Here is a 21,249-nt window from a genome sequence, read left to right as displayed (position 1 = left end):
TCCTGTGGATAACTTTGAGGATAACTGTGTGGAAAACAAGCATATTCACTTAAATTCAGCTCAAACGCCAATGCAGGCGTGGATGGATTACCTATGTCAGCCGCCATTTAGCAATGTCACTTTTGATGCTTCAGCGCAAATTTTGATGCAACAGGTACTCGATGCTATTCAGCAAGGGGATAGCTGTATTCCTGCAACCGCAGAACAAGTGGCGGCATTGCAACATTTGCACATGAACTTGCAGCGTAGCGCTTTAAATCCTGATCCACAAATTGCACCGTTTGTATTTGATGGGCAGCGTTTGTATTTGTATCGCTACTGGAAACTGGAACATCAGGTTGCTAGCGATATTTTACGGATTCAGGCGCAGCCGCCTTTGTCCTTTGAATTACAAGCCGAACAGCTTAATTTATTGCAAGATCCACAGCAGCAAAAAGCGTTACAGACTGCGGCAACTCAAAGTTTAAGTATTATCACTGGTGGGCCAGGTACAGGAAAAACCTATACTTTGGCGCATATTGTTGCGGTGCTTAATCAAGCTTTGCCAAATATTCGGATTGCGATGGCTGCACCAACAGGCAAAGCGGCACAGCGGATGGATGAAGCTTTGCAAAATGCCTTGAATAGTCAAGCTTTACAAATGTTTAATGTCGATGCTTTACGTCAATTACGACCCGTGACTTTGCATCGTTTATTGGGCTTAGGCAATACAGGCAAGCCACGTTTTCACGCTAAACAACCTCTACCTTATGACGTGATTGTGGTCGATGAAGCGTCGATGCTGGATTTAAGCCTGTCACAGATGTTATTGGCTGCCATTCCTGCGCAGGCACGTTTAATTCTGTTGGGCGATGCCAATCAATTGGCTTCAGTCGATGTCGGTACAGTATTGGCCGATTTACAGCAAGTGCCTGAACTCGCAAATAACCGTGTCAATTTAGTGACCACACGTCGTTTTGCTGAAGGTGCAAAAATTGGCGCAATGGCGAAGTTTATTCAGCAAGAACATTCTCCTGCACAGGTTTTGGCTGAGTTTGAACAGCAAGTCGTGGCAGCAGGTGAATTAAAGCCAATTCAATTTAAGCAAGTCGAAATAGATGCCCTACAACTGCAATATTTACCTCAGCAAAATGGGCAAATTTCAGCGGAAAATTTAGCGCATTATTATGATCAGCTGATGTATGGTTATCAGGCTTATGTAGCGGTATTAAAAGCACATACTTTGGGCTTGGAACAATCAAGTACAGCATTTCAAGCGCATGTTGAGAATGTGGTGAATGTATTTGATGATTACCGTATTTTAACCGCAATTCGTCATGGTCATTTGGGTTTACAACAACTGAATTTGCAGATTGAAAAACGCTTGTTGCAACAGTTAAAACAAACCAAACATGGCGATTGGTATGCAGGACGCCCCGTCATGATGACCTATAACGATTATCAACTGGGGTTGTCGAATGGTGATATTGGCATCTGTTTTATGCGAGAGCAGAATGATCAGCGCCAGTTTGAAGTATATTTTCCAAGTTTAAATAAGTGGGTGCCTGCAACACGCTTACCTAAAAATATTGAAACCGCATTTGTACTTACTATTCATAAATCGCAAGGTTCTGAATTTACTCATACAGCTGTAGTGTTGGATGCTGCGGCAAAAAACTTGCTGAGTAAGGAGCTGATCTACACTGCCATTACCCGTGCTAAAAAAGTCGTAAGTTTGTTGGTTGATGCGCAAGCTTTGCAGCAAGCTTTGATGATTCGTACCCGTCGCAGCAGTGGTTTATTAGCCAGAATTAATGACGCTTTGGATTGTTAAGTAAAACTGAATAAGAGATGGTTTTGTACGAAATGGCTTACATTGATTCGAGAAATTTGCGCATAGAGATTTCAAGATCTTTTTGAGAAGATGACTTCACATAAAAAGCTCAATAGGGATAGTTGAGCATAATCGCAGAATAATAACGATAAATGTCGAAAGACAGCGAACTGACAGGACGTGAGTGAGAAGAGGAAACTTACAGCCGCTAAGCCTTGTAGTTTTGGGAGAGACTACAGGGCTTTTTTATGCCTGTAAGTTTGGGTGATTTGCAAAATGCTGACAATGCTTACCTGTTGTAAGAAAAAGCTTACAAACAGATACGAGAAATACGACTTCTTTCACTTTAGTATTGTGGCAAAATCTACCACACAAGGACGTGAAAGCAAGAACAGGAATGTTCAGAGAATAAGACGCGAAAACGCGCAAATAACCACAATAAACAAGACAATAAGAATAATAAGACAAGAAACTACAGCGCAAAAAACAGCCCGAGCTATGCTCGGGCTGTTTTATTTTAACGGCAAAATATTCCAGTGGATGAAAAGCAGTTGGCAAAATATTACATATTATCAATCATATACAATTGTATATTTATTTTCCTTAGACACTTTATACCTAACATGATGTGTATACCCTTAGCATAAATCATACTTTTATTGGTACATCTCAAAATTAAAAGTGCTTGTTTGTCGTTCTGTTTTGCAATCGGCACGTTTTTGCCTTAAAATAATGCCCTTGCTGTAGTGATGCACGGCAGTCAATTGAGCAATCAATTGATCGGTATCAAATCTTTTTATTAAGCATCTCGGAGAAATCGAATGGCTTTAACAAACGCAGATCGCGCAGAGATCATTGCTAAATTTGCTCGTGCTGAAAACGACACTGGTTCACCAGAAGTTCAAGTAGCACTTTTAACTGCTCAAATCAATGACTTACAAGGTCACTTCAAAGAGCACAAACACGACCACCATAGCCGTCGCGGTCTAATCCGTATGGTTAACCAACGTCGTAAGTTACTTGACTACCTTAAAGGCAAAGATGTGACTCGTTACAGCGCATTGATTGCTGCTTTAGGTTTACGTCGTTAATTCGATTTAAGCTTTTATTTTCGGACTATTGCATGTTGAATGCTGTATTACTGAAAACTAAAGTATATCTAGCCTTGGCTAGATCAGTGGAAGGGGCGAATGATTCGCTCCTTCTTTGTGTTTAAAAATCGTGTTTCATTCGAGTGAGGTCGGCTTCTAAGCTTTGTCATTTACCTAAACAATTGTATTGTGAATGCCAAACCTTAGGGGTCTCCACGAGAATAATTGTTCACAAGAACTAGGAAAAAATAAAACATGTCGATGTTTAATATTATTCGTAAAGAATTCCAATTTGGTCAGCACCAAGTTGTACTTGAAACTGGTCGTGTAGCGCGTCAAGCCAACACGGTGATGATTACTATGGGCGGCGTGACTGTATTGGTTGCAGTGGTTGCTCAACCAACAGCAAAAGCGGGGCAAGATTTCTTCCCACTGACTGTTAACTATCAAGAAAAACAATATGCTGCAGGTCGTATCCCAGGTGGTTATGGTAAGCGTGAAGGCCGTGCTTCTGAAGCAGAAACTTTAATTTCACGTTTAATTGACCGTCCAATTCGTCCGTTGTTCCCAGAAGGTTACTACAACGAAATTCAAGTCACTGCGACTGTTGTATCTTCTGACAAAACAATGGAAGCTGACATTGCTGCAATGTTAGGTACCTCTGCTGCACTTGCAATTGCAGGTACACCGTTCCGTGGCCCAATTGGTGCGGCGCGTGTGGGTTTAATTAACGGCGAATATGTACTGAACCCGAACTTTGAACAAATGGCGCAATCTGACCTTGACCTTGTGGTTGCAGGTACAGAATCTGCTGTATTGATGGTTGAATCTGAAGCGAAAGAACTTTCAGAAGACCAAATGTTAGGCGCAGTGCTTTACGGTCATGACGAAATGCAAATCGCGATTCAAGCGATCAAAGAATTTGCTGCAGCTGCTGGTGCAACTGAGTCAACTTGGACTGCTCCTGAGAAAAACGAAGACCTTCGTGCAAAATTAAAAGAAGCGTTTGAAGCAAAAATTTCTGAAGCTTATACCATTGCCATCAAACAAGACCGTTATGCGGCATTAGATGCACTTCAAGCAGAAGCCGTTGCGCAATTCGTTCCTGAAAATGACGAAACTGGCATTGCAGATGACTTGAACGAACTCTTTGAAGATCTTAAATACCGTACCGTACGTGACAACATCTTGTCTGGTAAACCACGTATTGATGGTCGTGACACCAAAACCGTTCGTGCGCTTGACGTACAGGTTGGCGTTCTAGACCGTGCGCACGGTTCTGCATTGTTTACCCGTGGTGAAACTCAGGCTTTGGTTACCACCACTTTAGGTAATACACGTGATGCCTTAATGGTTGATACCTTATCGGGTACTAAAACTGACAACTTCATGTTGCACTACAACTTCCCTGCATACTCTGTAGGTGAAACAGGTCGTGAGTCTGGCCCTAAACGTCGTGAAATTGGCCATGGTCGTTTGGCACGTCGTGGTGTGCAAGCTGTTCTTCCTGCAGCAGATCGCTTCCCGTATGTAATTCGTATCGTATCTGACATTACTGAATCAAACGGTTCATCTTCTATGGCGTCTGTTTGTGGTGCATCGTTATCACTTATGGATGCAGGTGTTCCATTGAAAGCACCAGTTGCGGGTATCGCAATGGGCTTAGTGAAAGAAGGCGAGCGTTTCGCGGTACTTTCTGACATTTTGGGTGATGAAGACCACCTTGGCGACATGGACTTTAAAGTTGCAGGTTCTGCCAACGGTATTACTGCACTGCAAATGGACATCAAGATTGAAGGCATCACCGAAGAAATTATGGAAGTTGCATTAAACCAAGCTTATGCGGGTCGTATGCATATCTTAAATGCAATGAACCAAGTGATTTCACGTGCGCGTCCAGAAATTTCAATGCATGCGCCAACTTTCCAAGTGATTAACATCAACCCAGACAAAATTCGTGATGTAATTGGTAAAGGTGGTGCAACCATCCGTCAAATTACTGAAGAAACTAAAGCGGCAATTGATATTGAAGACAACGGTACAGTGCGCGTATTTGGTGAAACCAAAGCTGCTGCACAAGCTGCTGTTGCAAAAATTCAGGCTTTAACTGCTGAAATCGAGCCGGGTACAATTTACACAGGTAAAGTAATCCGTATTGTTGAATTCGGTGCGTTCGTAAATATCCTTCCGGGTACTGACGGTTTACTTCACATTTCTCAAATTTCAAATGAGCGTATTGCCAACGTTGCAGACGTGTTGAAAGAAGGTCAGGAAGTGAAAGTACAGGTTGCTGATGTAGACAACCGTGGTCGTATCAAATTAACTATGAAAGATATCGAACAAGCGTAATGCTGTGTTGATGATCTGAAATGGTCAAAAAACCCGTATTCAATCTGAATGCGGGTTTTTTTATGCTAAAAATTTTGTTGCATCGTACAAACCATCTTTGTTGTATGAAAAGCGGCATAAATTACAGCATGTATTTGAAAAGAAGCCTGATCCATGCTTAAACTGAGTACATCTTAAAATCTCAAAAAACCGTACAAAAAAACTGAAATAGAGTGCCCGTTCTATGCAAAGTTATTATTTTTATCTGCATACCAATCATAAAACCAATATTTATGTGCAAAAACAGGCAATTGAAGGGCTTGAGCCTGAATTTATCTGGATTGATTGCACCCGTGATGATGTGCTTAACCGTGCAGAACAGTGGCAACAAGAGATTTTTCAGTACAGTCAATTATCGCTCAATGAATATCATGTGCGCGATATTTTAAATATAGAGCATCCATGTGCGTTTGATACTTTAGATGATTATGACTTATTGATTTTCCGTAAACTGATCACACCCGAAGACCGTATTGCAACAGGGCAACAAGTCGGGGAGAAACATGAACGGATTTTTGGACTGGCCACTACGCCGATGAGCTTTATTATGACACCGCAGATTTTGATTAGTGTGCGGGAACAGGGCAATAAAGTCATGGAAAGCTATTTGTCACGTGTGGAAGCAGCGGTACAACGCCCGATTGAAGAACAGAATAAAGCACGCAAACTGGCAGCAACACCATTAGATTTAACGTTGCGTTTACTGAATTTGGTAGCGGATGATTACTTGGATATTCGCATGCCGCTAACCCGCCGTGTGGAATATTGGCAACAAGAGTTGTTGCAGGGACATCGTCGTTTTACCCGTTGGCATCAATTGCTGCAAGAAAATATGGCGTTTCAGCAAGTTGAAAATTTATGTGAAGAGCAAATAGAAGCCTTGCAGGAATTGCGTGATGAAATTGTCGATAACTACCCACATTTACGTGGCAAAAAACGTAGTGAACGGCAGGATATTATTTTGGTACGTTTGGATGATTTGACCAGTCACATTGAACGAATTCAAAAGCATACCATTCGCTTACGCTCTGCAGTGCAAACCGCAATTGATCTGCATTTTTCTGCTATTGCCAACCAGACCAATGAAAACATGCGGATTTTAGCCATCATTACCGCAGTTTTTGCACCTTTGACTTTATTTACAGGGGTGTATGGTATGAACTTTGAGTTTATGCCGGGGCTGAAACACGCACAGGCCTTTTGGATCATGCTTGGGGTAATGGTGATGACTACTTTGTTGTTGCTGTATTATTTTTATCGTAGGCACCTTGTCGGTCTGGGTGAAAAAAGTGTGATTGATATGTTGGCACAGCAACATAATGACCAACCCATGAATTTATTTTGGTTTTTAGACTATGAACCCATTAAGCAAACCGTGAAAGGCACCATTAAAGAAGTTGAAAAACTGACTAAACTTAAATGATCTAGAAGATAAACTTACGGATGTGGTGATGGATTGAGTCCTGCATCCAATGCGGATTCACAAGATAATGTATTGATTTAAAAGTTGTCCACAGACCTCAAAAGTTATCCATAGGACTGATAAGCTTATCCACAGATTGAGCAGGATAGTCAGACATTTAGCTCAAGATGGCAGATTTTTGAACACTAGCTTCAGATTTGAATATGCCATCTTTTTTGCTTTTTGCCTTTTCTTGCTGTGTCCTGCATATCATTGCATTTAGATGTACGGTTTAGACTTGTATGAGCTTTTAAGCTAATTGATCATTTTGCGCTTTAAGCAGCAAGTGATACATTTCATCTTTCAGTCTTAATTTTTTGCGTTTCAGCGCTTCAATGTCATCATTAATCTGATGCACAGGATCAAGCTCTAACTGGCTAATTTCACGGTCTAGCTGTTCGTGATCTTCAAAAATTTTTGAAAAATGTGGATTGCTGTCGCGTAATCCCTGAATTAAATCACGAAACTCAGGAAACATATTTTTAATCTTCTTGTTGCAGTCTTTAGTTTTCATTGTGTAGATCATTCTCATCAAAAAAATTTACGGGCATAGAAAGAAAAACGCTCTAGCAAGGTGATGAATCACACAACTAGAGCGTGAGGATTAACTATGTTGAAAATTCAGATGTTTAACTTCTTTACGTAATTTTTGCACTTCATCAATCAGGTCAAGCATCATGGCGACAGCTGAAAAACTGGCATCAAAATCACGTTGCAGCCGATAGGCTTGGCGTGCACGGTTGATATCTTCACCAAAAAATTGGTGGATACGTTCGGCAGGGCGGGAAGGCAGGATGTCATATTCTAAAAGTTGTAAGACCCATTCAGGGCTTTGCCCACACGCTTCGGCAAATTTTTTTAAATCTAACTGGGTAAATTCTTCAATAATTTCTGTGTGCTGTCCGTCTGAAGTGATTTCACGATATAAAATAGTGGTCATGGCATACTCCTTCTGATCGAATTCAAACGAGTTGGCTCGCCTGAAATGAGGGATTGCTTTACATCAATAATTGGTGGATATCCAATAAGTGATTCTCTTTAATTTAGCCTGTGTACGCTGTAATAGAATCTTTTATTTGTATTCCTTTGGTGAAATTCAGCCAACCCTTTGCTGTGCTCACGCCTGTTATATTGATGTGTCAATTTGGCTTGTGCGTATAGATGTCTTATAGATATTAGTCTATTTTTTATTCAATGCCATCCTTTATTTCAATATTTTGGATTGAACGGTCGTACGGTGTTTAAAAGGATTGTTTCAAAATTTGGTAATAAAAAGGGCTCTTTAAAAAGAACCCTGTAAATCAATATCTTAGTTTTTGGAATTAGTATTTTACCCAAGTCACGCTGCGACCAATCACTGAAACACCTACATAGCCACGTAAGGTGAGGCGCTTACCGTTAGCGCTTAAACGAGCTTTGCCTTTATAAACTTTACCGCCAATTGGGTCTAAAACATGACCTTGGTTAAATTCACGTGGGTTTTTAGCATCTTGTTTAAAGCCCCAAATAAATGGCAAGCCAATAAAAGGTTTATTCTTTAAGTTACCTGGACAATTGCTACAAATCACCATTTTTTCTGCACCCGGAATATTACGGGTTTCCACGATAATGCCTTCATAAGTGCCATCTGGCTTTTTGCGAATTTCGACATCGGCACGTGAATAACCTGTGCGATCATCAATGGTTTTCCATTTACCGACCAGTAGATCGCTTTCTGCAAAGCCAACACTTGAGAGGGTTGTTAAAACGAAACCCGCAAAAATCCCTCTGAAATTTATTTTCATGAACAGCATCCCCAAAATTGTTATTTTAAAAAATAGAGTAAAAATTCTATTTCGGGTTTTATAGCAAGAATGTAATAAACAAGCAAATTGAGCAGTGTGAGATGTCAGGCAGGAAAAGATATAAGTGTTATGGAGTTGGTAATTTAAATCTAATCATTCCGATAAAAGTGTGCAGAACACAGCTTTTATCGCATTGGTGAGGAATAATATCAGTATTTCACCCACGTCATTTTGCGGCTGGCATTGGTGGCAAGGTCTACATTATAAAGGGTTAAATGTTTGCCATTGCTGCTTAAACGTGCACGAGTTTTATATTGTTTACCTGTGCGCGGGTCTAAATAGTCACCTTCATAAAATTCAATTTGATTGCTTGGCGTAGCTTTTAAGTGACTTAATGGCACAAAACCTAACAGTGGCTTATCTTTATTTTTACCCGTACAGAGTGTGCAATTTTCCAAACGCGGTGCGCCAGGAACCGCACGTAGTTCTATAATCGTAGCGGCATACGCACCTTGTTTATCTTTACTCATGACTACGTCAGACAATGAAAAACCTGTGCGGTAGTCTAATGTTTTCCATTTGCCCAAAAGTGGGTCTGCATTGGCTGCATAAGCTAAACTTGAACAGCAAATCGCGCTGATGAATGCTAAACGAGAAAAGAACAGGGTGTTCATAAAATCAATATCCCAGAGAAGAAGCAGCCTAAAATATATAAAGGCATAAAAAAAATATGGGATTATTTATACCCAATTTACGCGGTATTTTCTAGTAATTGCATGAAAGTTTTGTGAAATTAATCACATGAAAAGTAATAAAATAATAGGTTTTGACGATGGTCATCACGTAAATAAAAAATGAGCAGAATGTACTGCTCATTTTTGATGAATTTTCAGCATTACATCACATATTAATCATGGTATTCACCATGCCATTTAACTGAGATGTTCTCCAAATAAACCTAAGGCTTCTTCGGCACTAAAGCTATATTGTGTGCTGCAGAATTGACAATCCATAGTAATAGGGTTCTGATGTTCCAAAGTTTCACGTACCGCAGCAACACCAATTTGCATTAAGGCATTGGCACAGCGCTCTTTGGAGCAAGTGCAACCAAAACGTAAGGCTTCCACTTCAGGCAAACGCACTTGTTCTTCATTGTATAAACGGTACAAAATTTCATTGACGTCTAAATCAGTCAATTCTTCCGCTTTTAAGGTTTCAGTCAGCATGGTCACACGCGGCCATAAATCTTCATCGACCCGTTGTTGTTCTTCTTCACTGTTACGCGGCAACAATTGAATCAGCAAACCGCCCGCACGTTCGGCATTGCTTGCCAACACAATACGAGTTGGAATTTGTGCCGATAAGTCGTAATACTGCATTAAACATTCAGCTAAATTGGCTTTGTCCAAAGGCACAATACCTTGATAACGCTCACCAAATTCAGGCTCGATATTAATAAACAGTACAGGACTGACCAAACTTTTCAGGACGGTACTGCTGTCTTCAGCGCTTAAAAAGCGCGGGTCTTGTTCGTAGTCTGCCAACGCACGCACTTCACCCAAGTGGTTACATTCCGCCATGGCCCATTTAAATGTGCCAGATGCCTGAATTTGTAAGCTAATACGCCCTTTAATTTTTAGGGTACTGGCCAGTAGGGCAGTGGCGCAAAGCATTTCTCCCAACAACACTTGTACCGCAGGCACATAATCACGTTGTTTCAAAATGGTTTGCAAAGCTTCTTCGAGATGAACTACTTCACCACGAACAGGGCTATCTTCAATAAAAAAGCGTTGGCGTAAATCAGACATAAAATTCTCCATAACCCTGTTTTAATGGTGGCAATATTGTAAAACACAAGTCAGTTTGCTGCATCACGTGTTACATCAATATGACTGCTATGCAAGCCGCGTTTTAAATCGACACCCAAGGGCATTTCACGGTTTTGTGCATCACTTTCAAACAGGTGTTCCAGTTCTGCCAAAGCGTTACGATGGGTTTCATATACTTTTTGTTCATCGGTATAAATGTGCTGCTGTTGTGCCAAGAGTTGTTCATCATAATCACGGAACAACTCAATGCTTTTATAGGCATCTTTTTCATTAATGCCCAAATCGCGCAAAGCCTGATAGGCCATGCCTAAAGAGGATAAATACGTTTCACGCCAAATATAGGTAACGCCTAAATCGCGCAATAAGTGCACATGATGACGATCACGAGCGCGTACCAGTAATTTTAGCGCTGGATAATTCAGGCGAATATGCCGTGCCACGTTCATTGAGTCTTCAATATCATCAATGGCTAGAATAAAGATTTTGGCATGCTCGATGCCTGCGGCACGTAAAATTTCAGGTTGAGTGGCATCGCCATAATAGACTTTACCGCCGTAATTCCGCACAAAATCAATTTTATCCATATTGCTGTCGATGGCAGTAAAGTGCAGATGCTGCAAGTACGCCACACGGGCAATAATTTGTCCAAAACGACCAAAACCCGCAATAATCATGGGGTGATGTGTATCGGGAATTTCGTCATATTCAGGCGATTTTTCACGTTCTAAGCGAGGAATAATTTGACTGCTCATCAACCAATATAAAATTGGGGTCAACACCATCGACAAAGTCACAATTAAGGTCAGTGGTTGCAGCATGGACTGGCTGAGCACACTTTCACTTTGTGCGACACTGAGCACCACAAAGGCAAACTCACCGCCTTGTGCCAAGCAAGTCGCCAACAACAAACTATTGCGCCAAGAATATTGGAAATAACGGGCAATGGCCGTGAGGCTAATCAGTTTGATGAGCAGGAGCAGCAATGCACCGCCTACAATCAGCCAAGGGGTATTCATTAAGATTGCCAGTTCGGTGCTCATCCCGACGGTCATAAAAAATAAGCCTAGCAATAAGCCTTTGAATGGGGCAATACTGGCTTCTAACTCATGTCTAAATTCGGAATCTGCCAACAATACGCCTGTTAAAAATGCACCTAAGGTGGTGCTAATGCCCAGCACATCCATAATGCTGACCACGCCAAGTACAATGAATAAACCGACAGCAGTGATCAGTTCATGTGCGCCACTTTTAGCCACAAAACGAAAAAATGGACGCATGAGATAACGGCTAAATAAGAACAAACCGCTAAAGGTCGCCATGATTGCAGCAAAATAAGCAATGCCATGATGAGTCGATTCTGCACCTGCTAACATGGGAATGATGGCAATTAAAGGAATAGCGGCAATATCTTGAAACAGCAGAATGGAAAAGGATTGTTGTCCATAACTGCTGTTGAGTTGCTGCTTTTCTTGCAACATTTGTAGCACAAAGGCTGTAGAGGAAAGTGCCAGTGCAAAACCTATCACCACACTTGAGGCAATGCCTTGCTGTAAGGCAAAAAAAGCCAAGATTGCAAGTAGAATACCCGTGATGCCGACCTGTAAACTACCCAAAACAAAAATGGGCTTGCGCATTTCCCACAGCCGTTGTGGACGCAGTTCTAAGCCAATAATAAACATCAGGAACACCACACCATATTCTGCCAGTTCCTGAATATCATCGGGGTCGCTGGCAATATTGAATACGCTAGGCCCTAGCAAAATGCCTGTAAACAAATAGCCCAATACGGTCGCAATACCAAAGCGTTTTAGTAAGGGAACCAAAACCAATGAAGCGCCTAGAAAAATGGTTATTTGTAACAATAAGGACATGTGGTCATCCAAAGTTTAAAGCGGTGGATTATTGAAATAAGTGTTGATACAGCTAAGTTTCAATTTACAGTATTAGCTAAATTCTTGCGGATCTATATCTAAACTTAGTTTCATGCTGGATGGCTTTTCATGCAACATATTTTGCCACCAGTTCCTGATATAAAAATGTAAGCGTGCCCGATCTTTAGACAACAACACCATGTGTGCATGGAAACGTCCTGCTTTACGTTCCATTGGCGCAGGAATCGGCCCCCAAATTTCAATTAATTGTTCTGAATGTTCTCTAAGCCATTGTGCATGTTGTTGTAAAAATTGCTGGTTTAATTCCTGACTTTTAGATTCACAGCGAATCAAAGCACTGTAACGATAAGGCGGTAATTGTGCAGCTTTGCGTTCTTTTAAACTTTGTTTGGCGAACTTGCGGTAATCTCCCTCGACCAATGTGGTGAGAAGTGGATGATCAGGACGCACACTTTGCAAATAAACATCACCTTTATGCTCACCACGCCCTGCACGTCCCGCCACTTGCACAATCAGTTGAGCCGTGCGTTCAGGTGCGCGAATATCCACACTAAGTAAGCCTGAATCAATATCTAAAATTGCCACCAATGTCACATACGGAAAATGATGCCCTTTGGCCAGCATTTGCGTGCCCAATAAAATCAGTGGTTCGCTGCGTTGAATACGGTCATAAATTTTTTGCCAACTGCCAACACGACTGGTTGAGTCACGATCTACCCGAATCACATCTACATTGGGAAACAGCTCGTTTAAACTGTCTTCGACTTTGGCAGTGCCCATGCCAATTGGTTTGAGTTCTGCATGGTTGCAGGCAGGGCATTGCTCAGGTTTACGATGAATCGTACCGCAGTGGTGGCAATGCAAATGTGTATAAGGTTGATGATGCAAGGTAAAGTTGGCATCACAATTCGGGCATTTGGCTTGCCATGCACAGCTCTCACAAATCAATACGGGTGCATAGCCGCGTCGGTTTAAAAACACCAAAACTTGTTCTTTTTTAGCCAAGCGTTTTTTGATTTCATCAATCAATTGTTGGCTAATACCGTGCTGTTTTTTGGCAATTTTTAAATCAATCAGGTGGATTTTGGGCATGAGTGCCGTGCCCGCGCGTTGATTTAATTCCAGACATTGCATTTTGCCTTGATCGACTAGTGCATAGCTGTCAATGCTTGGAGTTGCCGAACCTAAAATAACAGGGCAATTTTCCAGATGGGCACGATAGAGCGCAACATCACGGGCATGGTAGCGAAAACCTTCCTGCTGTTTAAAAGACAGGTCGTGTTCTTCATCTAAAATAATCAAGCCTAAATTTGGCAATGGGGTATAAATCGCAGAACGTGTACCTAAAATAATCGAGGCTTTGCCCGTTTGTGCGGCTTGCCACGCCTGCAAACGCTTGGAATCATTTAAACCTGAATGTAAGAGGGCGATGTGGCAGTGAAAACGCGATTGGAAACGGCTAATGGTTTGTGGCGTTAGACCAATTTCAGGTACTAACACCAACACTTGTTTGCCCTGTTTTAGTACCTCATGCATGATGTGTAAGTACACTTCAGTTTTACCGCTACCCGTTAAACCATCCAGTAAAAATGCCTTATATTGCTGCCGTACTTTAAGTACGCTGTCGATGGCTTTTTTCTGATCTGGATTAGGGGTTAAAGGCATTTGCGCCAAAGTCACTGGCATTGGGCTAAAATCTTGGGCTTCCAAAACACATGCGCAAATTTCTTTATTCGCCAAGGCTTTTAGGGTTGCTGTTTCAATGCCTGCCAAATTTAAAATATTTTCAGAAGTTCCCGAAGGATGCAGCTTTAAAATTTTATAGGCTTCTTGTTGTTTTTCCGAGCGTGTAATTTTAGTTTCGGCATGTGCGTCCAATAATTTCCAAGTGCGTGCCAATAAATTATAGGGTTTGGCTTGGCGCAATAAACTAGGCAAGGCGCTTTGCATCACTTCACCAATCGGGAATTGATAATATTGTGCCGACCATGTCAACAAAGTTAAAACTTTAGGGTCTAAAATCGCTTGCTCATCTAACAGTTCGCTAATGGCTTTGAGTTTAAAGCGTGGATCAATTGGAGTATCGAGTGCCAGTTTTTCGACAATAATCCCGACCAAGTTTTGCCGACCAAAAGAAACCAAGACCCGCGCACCCACTTCTGCTTGCTGATATTGTGCTGCACTGAGCATATAATCGAAGCAGTCGTAAAGATATACGGGCACAGCCACTCGAATACGATAAACAGGCTGTGGGTCTAAAGTTGAATCTGGCATAGAAAAAGTCGTATCGTCCTGTGAAAAATGGCTTCGTGCTCGACTTTGGCATGTGTTAGAGTGAGCACAGAATTTATATCTAAGAATATGAATGATTTTAGTGGTCAGACGCAACTGCGTTGCAAGAAATTTTGGAAAATTAGAGCATTACAATGCCAGCATATCAATTTACTGCCATTGACGCTTCAGGGAAGCAGCAAAAAGGTGTTTTAGAGGGTGATTCTGCACGACAAATCCGTCAGCAATTACGTGACAAAGAATGGATTCCTGTCAGTGTCGATGCCGTTGAACAAAAAGATAAACACAGTGGCAAACAATGGTTTCAGAAAAAAATCACCGCCTATGATTTAGCTTTGCTGACCCGTCAGTTATCGGTTTTGGTGGCTGCTGCGATTCCTTTGGAAGAAGCCGTTCGCGCTGTGGGTAAACAAAGTGAAAAAGCCCATGTGCAAAATTTGCTGATGTCGGTGCGTTCCAAAGTTTTGGAAGGTTATTCACTGGCCAATGCTTTACAACAATCGGGGCGTTTTCCAGACTTATATATTGCCACCATTGCCGCAGGCGAGCGTTCGGGGCATTTGGATTTAATTCTGGAACAATTGGCAGATTACACCGAAAACCGCTTTGCCATGCAGAAAAAAATTCAAGGGGCGATGATTTATCCCATCATTTTAATGCTGATGTCTTTTGCGATTGTGATGGGTTTAATGACTTATGTCGTACCCGATATTGTTAAAACCTTTGATCAGAGCAAAGATGCCTTGCCGTGGATCACCGTGGCATTAATGAAAGCCAGTGACTTTATTCGTGTTGCATGGCCGTTTTTACTGGTGGCTTCTGTGGTGGGGGTATTGTTGTTGGTGCGTTTTTTACGCACCACCGCAGGGCATTATGCCTTTGACCGTTTAACCTTAAAGTTGCCGTTATTTGCAAAATTATCACGTGGGATTAATGCCGCGCGTTTTGCCAGTACCTTGTCTATTTTGACTCAGTCGGGTGTGCCTTTGGTGGATGCGCTAAAAATTGGTGCTGCGGTCAGTAACAACTGGGTCATTCGTGATGCGGTCAATTTGGCGGCAGAAAAAGTCACTGAAGGTGGTAACTTGGCGACGCAATTAGAGCGCAGTGGTTATTTCCCACCGATGATGGTACAAATGATCAAAAGTGGTGAAGCCTCGGGCGAGTTAGACCGTATGCTGTCACGTGCTTCAGACATGCAAGACCGTGAAGTGACCACACTGATTTCTACCCTGTTGGCATTATTAGAACCGTTGATGTTGGTACTGATGGCGAGTATTGTACTGGTGATTGTGATTGCGGTAATGCTGCCAATTGTGAATATGAACAATATGATTTAAATCAATTTAAAGCATGGTTCTTCAGACTGAACCGAAAATAAATGTCGAATTGATATCAATAAATGAGAGAGATTGAATGAAACAGAAGCAATCGAGCAAACAGTCAGGTTTTACCCTGATTGAAGTCATGGTGGTGATTGTAATTTTAGGTGTGTTGGCGGCTTTAATCGTACCGAATGTAATGGGACGTGGTGAAAAAGCCAAAGTCGATACCACGGTAATTACCTTAAAAGGTGTGGCAGGTGCACTCGATCAATACAAACTTGATAATCAAAAATATCCCTCTATGCAAGATGGTGGTTTAGATGCCTTGGTGAATCAGCCTGCTTCGGCTAAAAACTGGTTACCAGGCGGTTATGTGAAAGGAGGCTATCCGAAAGACAGTTGGGATAATGACATCCAATATGTGATTCCGGGTTCAGAAGGTCGTCCATTTGACTTGTATTCTTTTGGTGCAGATGGTCAGCAGGGTGGTGAAGGTACCGATGCCGACATTTATTATCAGCCTTAATAGAAGATGAGTTGAGTCTATATATTGATTCAGTGAACTCCAAAAAAAACCGAGCGCTTAATGCTCGGTTTTTTTATGAATGGTTATTTCTAGCCGCTATTGAACAGTACTATTAACGACGTGATTTAAACGACACATCCACCTGACGTGGTCGATAAATCCACCCCATAATTAACAACAGCAATGAGAAAATCAGCACAGGCCAATCGCTGAGTTGGGTATACAGTGTTTGACCTTGCATGGCAGGCAGATCACCACGCAGCACAAATTCCTGATCCATTGGCGCTTGTTTGACAATATGCCCATGATGGTCAATAAATGCGGTCACACCTGTATTGGTGGCACGAACAAACCAGCGTCCATTTTCTTTGGCGCGCATTTGTACCATTTGTAAATGTTGCAATGGCCCTGCAGTACCCGTAAACCAAGCATCATTGGATACTGTTACCAAAAAGTCACTTTGGCTAGCATTGCGGCGGGTCAGGTTCGGATAAGCCACCTCATAACAAATGGCTGCCCCCAAATGATGCTGTTTAATTGCAAGCGGTTTTTGCTCAGACGCTCCACGTGAAAAACCACTCATGGATGGGTCATTTTGCATCGCAGGTAGTACCCAACTCAGTAAGCCTGAAAGCGGAATATATTCACCAAAAGGCACCAGACGCTGCTTTTTATACAAGCCTTCAGCCGCATCTCCCGTTGCCATAATGCTGTTGTAATACATTGGATGTTGCTGCACTTGTGATTCAGGCAAGTCCCAATACGGAATACCTGTCACCCACGAACTGCCCGTTTTTTCAGCCTGTGTTTTCATGGCATCCAAAAACGGTTCAATATCGGTCTGGAACATTGGAATGGATGATTCAGGCCAAACAATAATGTCGCGTCCCCATTCAGTTCGGGTCAAGCGGGTATAAATTTCCAAGGTCTTAATTTGGTATTCGGTTAGCCACTTTAAGTCTTGAGGAATGTTGCCTTGAATCAGAGAAACCGAGAGTGGCTTTTCAGATTTTGCAGTTACAAAACTGAGTTGTGCTGCACCCCATGCACCCAAAAGTAAAATTGCCGATGGAATCAGCCAGAAGATACGCTTTTTAAGGACTTCAACCAACGCACAGGCCAGCAAGATGACCACAAAAGACACCCCGAAAATACCAAACAACGGTGCATAGCTATCCAAAAAGCGTTCGGTGAAGGCATAACCTGCAAACAGCCATGGAAAACCTGTAAAGACCCAAGTTTTCGCCCATTCAAAAAATACCCATAGCGGTGCAAAAGTCAGTGGTGTTTCAGGGAAAAACCGACGATATAACCACGTTTGTACGGCAGTAAACAAACCCATCAACAGCGCCATAATGACAATCATCAGCACGCTTAAAAAGGCATTGGTGTCGCCATAGACGTGAATGGATGTATAGAGCCAAAATGCTCCGACAAACCACAACCCAATCCCGTAAGACCAACCAATCAAAAAGGCCTGTTTCGGGGTGCGTTTGCTTAAAGTCGCATACAGCAAAGCAGGTGAAAGTAAGGCAATCCACCAGTAATGATAGGGAGCAAGTGCCAAACTAAACACTGCACCTGCCAATAGGGCAATGATTAATGGATAAATTAAGGGCAGTTGTTGATGTTCTGCAGGATTAGACAGCTTGGAAAAAAAAGTCCTCATTGACGTACGGCTCGAATCAGATGAATAGTGCGGGCATCTGCTTCAAGAATGGTAAACTCCCAGTTGCCAATCACAATCACTTGTCCTTGCAAATCACTCACCAAACCAATTTCCTGAAGCAATAAACCGCCCACAGTTTCTACTTCATCGTCAGAAAAATCTGCATCTAAAACATTATTAAAATGTTCGATTGGTGTAAGTGCTTGTACTAACCAAGTATTTGCCGTTTTTGGGTCGTGATCGGGGATGATGTATTCTGCTTCTTCGTCAATATTGTCGTGTTCATCTTCAATTTCACCGACAATTTCTTCTAAAATATCTTCTAAAGTAACCAAGCCCGAAGTGGTGCCATACTCATCAATCACCACTGCAATATGGGTTTGGGTGTTTTTGAGCATACGCAATACTTGGTCTGAACGAGCACTTTCAGGCACAAATAACGGCTGACGCATTAAGGCGCGAATATCGACTTTGGTTCTTTGTTCGGTCAGTAAAGGCAATAAATCTTTTGCCAATAAAATCCCCACCACGTTGTCGGGTTGGTCAGATGAGAACACAGGAAAACGTGAATGTGCCGATTCGACCAGTACATGCAAAATGTCGAGTAGCTCATCATCTTCTTGTAAGCTAATCATGGCGGTACGTGGGGTCATGACTTCACGGATTTTGGTGGCAGGTAAATCCAGAACACCTTCGAGCATTGCCACCGTATCGGGTTCTAAAAAACGACGTGAATCTTGTACTAATTTTAGCAATTCATCGCGGGTTTCTGGTGCAGTGCCTAACCATTTTCTTAGGCCACGCATACCCCACGATGGGCCTGATTCCTCGTGCATGATCTTTCCTAAAGACTCTTTATATCTAAAAAACTTAGCTTAATCATACCTTAGAAAATACAGTTGTCTATTGCTAATCTTGGGAGAAAATGACGGCAATTACGTCACGAGATGTGTTGCTATGCGTAGCGGGAACACATAAAACAAGGCTGCGCTTTATGCTAAACTAGCCCGATGTTTTAATATCGAGTCTGTGCATGTCTGAACTTCCTGTCACACCTAGTATTCAACTGAATACCCGCGGTTTGCGTTGCCCTGAACCTGTGATGATGCTGCATCAAGCCATTCGCAAATCTAAGTCTGGCGATGTGGTTGAAGTGTTTGCAACTGACAATTCGACGTCTTGGGATATTCCAAAATTTTGCATGCATTTGGGGCATGAGTTGTTATTGCAAGAAGAACGCTTAGATGAGCAAGGCAATAAAGAATTTCATTATTTGGTGAAAAAAGGCTAATAGGCAAAAATTAGCCTCAGCACTTTTAGAACACTATAATTTAAACACGATAAAATAGTCATGTGATCCATATAGGCATATTTCATTTGCAATTCATGCAAGTTGAAATATGCCTTTTGTGTTTTTAGCCATGACGTTCGTAAGCGTCCGCTGAATCCCATACCTATTTTTTAATTCGATTTAGGTTTCCAGCAGTGCGGCAGCAATTCTTCAATTTGGGTCACTTTATGTGTCGGTAACCTTTTCAGCACATCACTTAAATAGGCATACGGATCCAGCCCATTCAGCTTTGCTGACTGGATTAACGTCATGATGTTTGCCGCTCGCTGACCACTGCGCAGCGAACCTGCAAACAGCCAGTTCTTGCGCCCCAACGCCCAGGGACGCATCTGATTCTCGACCCAATTATTGCAAATAGGTAGATTGCCATCATCCAGATAGCGGCTTAAGGCTGGCCAACGCTTCAGAGTGTAATTGATGGCCTTGGCGGTGGGAGAACTCGATGGCACTGTCAGATGATGTTGGTTGAGCCATTCATACAGTTGTTGCATCACCGGTTGACTATGCTGTTGTCGGTATTCGCGGCGCTGTTCTGCTGTACCATCGGTCTTTTTCCTGAGTTCTGCTTCTATGGCATACAGTTTCTGAATCAGCACTAATGCCTGTTCAGCGACCTGACTTTTTTTGGTCACATGCAGTTCATGGAATTTACGACGTGCATGGGCCATGCAGCCCACCTCAATGACCTGGCCTGATTTAAAGCGTGCTTTATAACCACTGTAATCATCACAGACTAGATAACCCTGCCAGCCTTTCAAGAACTCTGCAGCATGCTGGCCTGAACGACTATCCTGAAAGTCATAGATCACCGCCTGAACTGGATTGTACTGTGTAGTGGCATAGGCCCAGACATAACCTTTCTTCGGTTTTTTATCATTCTCACCCATCCGCATGATGGTGACCGGTGTTTCATCTGCATGCAGCACCTGCTGTTGTAGTACCACCTCTTTTAAGGCATTAGCCAGAGGTTCCAGTTCTACACCGCAGCGACCTATCCAGTCAGATAAAGTTGATCTAGAAAGTTCGATTCCCGCCCGCTGATAGATCAGACGTTGACGGTACAGCGGCAAATGATCGGCATACTTCGATACCAGCACATGGCTGAGTAATTCAGGTGAAGCAATGCCTTTATCAATCACATAGGCGGGCATCGCTTGCTGAGTCAGAGTGTCACACTGATCACAGACCCATTTACCACGCACATGCTGTTCCTTATAGAACTGTGCCGGTCTGAAATGCAGTTTTTCACTGACATCTTCGCCGATACGCCGGAGTTGGCATCCACACAAGCACATTGGGTTGATGCAGGTTCATGCTCAATACGGATGGTGTGTAGATGATCTGGCAGTGGTCGACGTTTAGGTTTATTGGTTTTGGCTTTCTGTGTCGCTGCATTGGTTTTATCTGCATTCAGCCGTTCCAGTTCCAGATCAACCGCGGCAATATCTTCTTCAACAGCTTCGTCCCACAGGTGGATTTGTTTTGCAGTGAGATGTTCGTTTTTACTGCCGAATTTGTGCTGTTTAAATAGTGCGAGTTCATGCTCGTATTTTTGATTGAGAATGGAAAGATGTTGAACTTTAGAATCTAATTGCTGATTGGTGACTTCAAGATGTTGAACTCTGGCATCTAATTGCTGATTTGATTGTTCCAGTTGTTGTTTAGATTGTGCTAGAGACTGATGCTGCATTGCCAACTGTCTGGTGAATTCCAGCAGTTGTTCATGGGTCAGTTGGCTTAAGTCAGGCAGCGTATTCATGACCGCAGTATGCCTGAGGTCATGAAGAGAATGAAATAGAACGTTTGGAGGATGGCAGAATGGTCGAG

General features: G+C 42.4%; 16 protein-coding genes and 1 pseudogene. 7 read left to right on the top strand and 10 right to left on the bottom strand.

The features are described from left to right. Nucleotides 1-70 precede the first annotated feature (70 nt). The 4 genes from recD to FTU09_RS06715 all read left to right on the top strand — a co-directional run bounded on the left by recD (nt 71) and on the right by FTU09_RS06715 (nt 6,715). Complete coding sequence (gene recD / locus FTU09_RS06730) at nt 71-1,813, top strand: exodeoxyribonuclease V subunit alpha (RefSeq protein WP_218945015.1); 1,743 nt, start codon at nt 71-73, stop codon at nt 1,811-1,813. Between the two features lie 821 nt (nt 1,814-2,634). Then, a complete protein-coding gene (rpsO, locus tag FTU09_RS06725) occupies nt 2,635-2,904 on the top strand; it encodes a 30S ribosomal protein S15 (RefSeq protein ID WP_004975922.1) in 270 nt (89 codons plus the stop codon). Nucleotides 2,905-3,165: 261 nt separating this feature from the next. Next, a complete protein-coding gene (gene pnp, locus FTU09_RS06720) occupies nt 3,166-5,253 on the top strand; it encodes a polyribonucleotide nucleotidyltransferase (RefSeq protein ID WP_171257431.1) in 2,088 nt (695 codons plus the stop codon). 223 nt (nt 5,254-5,476) lie between these two features. Then, the gene (locus FTU09_RS06715) at nt 5,477-6,715 is read left to right on the top strand and encodes a magnesium transporter CorA family protein (RefSeq protein ID WP_180008399.1); all 1,239 of its coding nucleotides are present in this window, start codon (nt 5,477-5,479) and stop codon (nt 6,713-6,715) included. Between the two features lie 289 nt (nt 6,716-7,004). Here the strand turns inward: FTU09_RS06715 and FTU09_RS06710 are convergent, their stop codons facing one another. From FTU09_RS06710 to FTU09_RS06680, 7 genes are all read right to left on the bottom strand, one after another. Then, a complete protein-coding gene (locus FTU09_RS06710) occupies nt 7,005-7,268 on the bottom strand; it encodes a YdcH family protein (protein WP_131261090.1) in 264 nt (87 codons plus the stop codon). 90 nt (nt 7,269-7,358) lie between these two features. Beyond that, complete coding sequence (locus tag FTU09_RS06705; protein WP_096901332.1) at nt 7,359-7,694, bottom strand: chaperone modulator CbpM; 336 nt, start codon at nt 7,692-7,694, stop codon at nt 7,359-7,361. Between the two features lie 382 nt (nt 7,695-8,076). Continuing rightward, nucleotides 8,077-8,538 carry a DUF2147 domain-containing protein gene (locus FTU09_RS06700; RefSeq protein WP_004975935.1) on the bottom strand — a complete coding sequence of 154 codons (462 nt, stop codon included), beginning with the start codon at nt 8,536-8,538 and terminating at the stop codon, nt 8,077-8,079. Nucleotides 8,539-8,747: 209 nt separating this feature from the next. Further along, a complete protein-coding gene (locus FTU09_RS06695) occupies nt 8,748-9,212 on the bottom strand; it encodes a DUF2147 domain-containing protein (RefSeq protein ID WP_004975938.1) in 465 nt (154 codons plus the stop codon). 258 nt (nt 9,213-9,470) lie between these two features. Continuing rightward, nucleotides 9,471-10,346, bottom strand: coding sequence for an Hsp33 family molecular chaperone HslO (gene hslO / locus FTU09_RS06690; RefSeq protein ID WP_004975941.1), 876 nt, complete (start codon nt 10,344-10,346; stop codon nt 9,471-9,473). Between the two features lie 50 nt (nt 10,347-10,396). Beyond that, complete coding sequence (locus FTU09_RS06685; protein ID WP_180079866.1) at nt 10,397-12,238, bottom strand: monovalent cation:proton antiporter-2 (CPA2) family protein; 1,842 nt, start codon at nt 12,236-12,238, stop codon at nt 10,397-10,399. A gap of 72 nt (nt 12,239-12,310) precedes the next feature. Beyond that, nucleotides 12,311-14,533, bottom strand: coding sequence for a primosomal protein N' (locus tag FTU09_RS06680; RefSeq protein WP_180079865.1), 2,223 nt, complete (start codon nt 14,531-14,533; stop codon nt 12,311-12,313). A 152-nt stretch (nt 14,534-14,685) separates the two neighbouring features. Here FTU09_RS06680 and gspF point away from each other — a divergent pair, with 152 nt between their 5' ends. Together gspF and gspG are read left to right on the top strand one after the other, a co-directional pair. After that, the gene (gspF, locus tag FTU09_RS06675; RefSeq protein ID WP_180079863.1) at nt 14,686-15,891 is read left to right on the top strand and encodes a type II secretion system inner membrane protein GspF; all 1,206 of its coding nucleotides are present in this window, start codon (nt 14,686-14,688) and stop codon (nt 15,889-15,891) included. Nucleotides 15,892-15,967: 76 nt separating this feature from the next. Continuing rightward, nucleotides 15,968-16,402 (top strand): type II secretion system major pseudopilin GspG, encoded by a 435-nt coding sequence (gene gspG / locus FTU09_RS06670; RefSeq protein ID WP_019836048.1) that lies wholly within the window; start codon nt 15,968-15,970, stop codon nt 16,400-16,402. Between the two features lie 112 nt (nt 16,403-16,514). On the opposite strand, the gene lnt is transcribed toward gspG, so the two are convergent. Both lnt and FTU09_RS06660 read right to left on the bottom strand, forming a co-directional pair. Further along, on the bottom strand, nt 16,515-18,071 hold the full coding sequence (gene lnt / locus FTU09_RS06665) for an apolipoprotein N-acyltransferase (RefSeq protein WP_004975952.1): 1,557 nt from the start codon (nt 18,069-18,071) through the stop codon (nt 16,515-16,517). Continuing rightward, nucleotides 18,068-18,907 (bottom strand): CBS domain-containing protein, encoded by an 840-nt coding sequence (locus tag FTU09_RS06660; RefSeq protein WP_004975954.1) that lies wholly within the window; start codon nt 18,905-18,907, stop codon nt 18,068-18,070. Before FTU09_RS06660 ends, lnt begins: the two co-directional genes overlap by 4 nt. A gap of 197 nt (nt 18,908-19,104) precedes the next feature. Between FTU09_RS06660 and tusA the strand changes: the two genes are divergently transcribed. Then, complete coding sequence (tusA, locus tag FTU09_RS06655; protein ID WP_004975955.1) at nt 19,105-19,362, top strand: sulfurtransferase TusA; 258 nt, start codon at nt 19,105-19,107, stop codon at nt 19,360-19,362. 170 nt (nt 19,363-19,532) lie between these two features. On the opposite strand, the pseudogene FTU09_RS06650 reads toward tusA, so the two are convergent. Then, nucleotides 19,533-21,181, bottom strand: a pseudogene (locus tag FTU09_RS06650) (IS66 family transposase). Nucleotides 21,182-21,249 lie beyond the last annotated feature (68 nt).

This window comes from Acinetobacter sp. YH12058, from assembly GCF_013419805.1.
Taxonomy (GTDB): Bacteria; Pseudomonadota; Gammaproteobacteria; order Pseudomonadales; family Moraxellaceae; genus Acinetobacter; species Acinetobacter towneri.
Note: the sequence above shows the minus strand (reverse complement) of the source record. Positions and strands in the feature narration are given on the sequence as shown.

Coding starts and splice junctions, on each gene's coding strand:
- lnt (WP_004975952.1), bottom strand. CDS start 18,071: ATGAGGACTTTTTTTTCCAAGCTGTCTAATCCTGCAGAACATCAACAA.
- gspG (WP_019836048.1), top strand. CDS start 15,968: ATGAAACAGAAGCAATCGAGCAAACAGTCAGGTTTTACCCTGATTGAA.
- rpsO (WP_004975922.1), top strand. CDS start 2,635: ATGGCTTTAACAAACGCAGATCGCGCAGAGATCATTGCTAAATTTGCT.
- FTU09_RS06705 (WP_096901332.1), bottom strand. CDS start 7,694: ATGACCACTATTTTATATCGTGAAATCACTTCAGACGGACAGCACACA.
- FTU09_RS06685 (WP_180079866.1), bottom strand. CDS start 12,238: ATGTCCTTATTGTTACAAATAACCATTTTTCTAGGCGCTTCATTGGTT.
- tusA (WP_004975955.1), top strand. CDS start 19,105: ATGTCTGAACTTCCTGTCACACCTAGTATTCAACTGAATACCCGCGGT.
- FTU09_RS06715 (WP_180008399.1), top strand. CDS start 5,477: ATGCAAAGTTATTATTTTTATCTGCATACCAATCATAAAACCAATATT.
- recD (WP_218945015.1), top strand. CDS start 71: ATGCAGGCGTGGATGGATTACCTATGTCAGCCGCCATTTAGCAATGTC.
- pnp (WP_171257431.1), top strand. CDS start 3,166: ATGTTTAATATTATTCGTAAAGAATTCCAATTTGGTCAGCACCAAGTT.
- FTU09_RS06700 (WP_004975935.1), bottom strand. CDS start 8,538: ATGAAAATAAATTTCAGAGGGATTTTTGCGGGTTTCGTTTTAACAACC.
- FTU09_RS06660 (WP_004975954.1), bottom strand. CDS start 18,907: ATGCACGAGGAATCAGGCCCATCGTGGGGTATGCGTGGCCTAAGAAAA.
- FTU09_RS06680 (WP_180079865.1), bottom strand. CDS start 14,533: ATGCCAGATTCAACTTTAGACCCACAGCCTGTTTATCGTATTCGAGTG.
- FTU09_RS06710 (WP_131261090.1), bottom strand. CDS start 7,268: ATGAAAACTAAAGACTGCAACAAGAAGATTAAAAATATGTTTCCTGAG.
- gspF (WP_180079863.1), top strand. CDS start 14,686: ATGCCAGCATATCAATTTACTGCCATTGACGCTTCAGGGAAGCAGCAA.
- FTU09_RS06695 (WP_004975938.1), bottom strand. CDS start 9,212: ATGAACACCCTGTTCTTTTCTCGTTTAGCATTCATCAGCGCGATTTGC.
- hslO (WP_004975941.1), bottom strand. CDS start 10,346: ATGTCTGATTTACGCCAACGCTTTTTTATTGAAGATAGCCCTGTTCGT.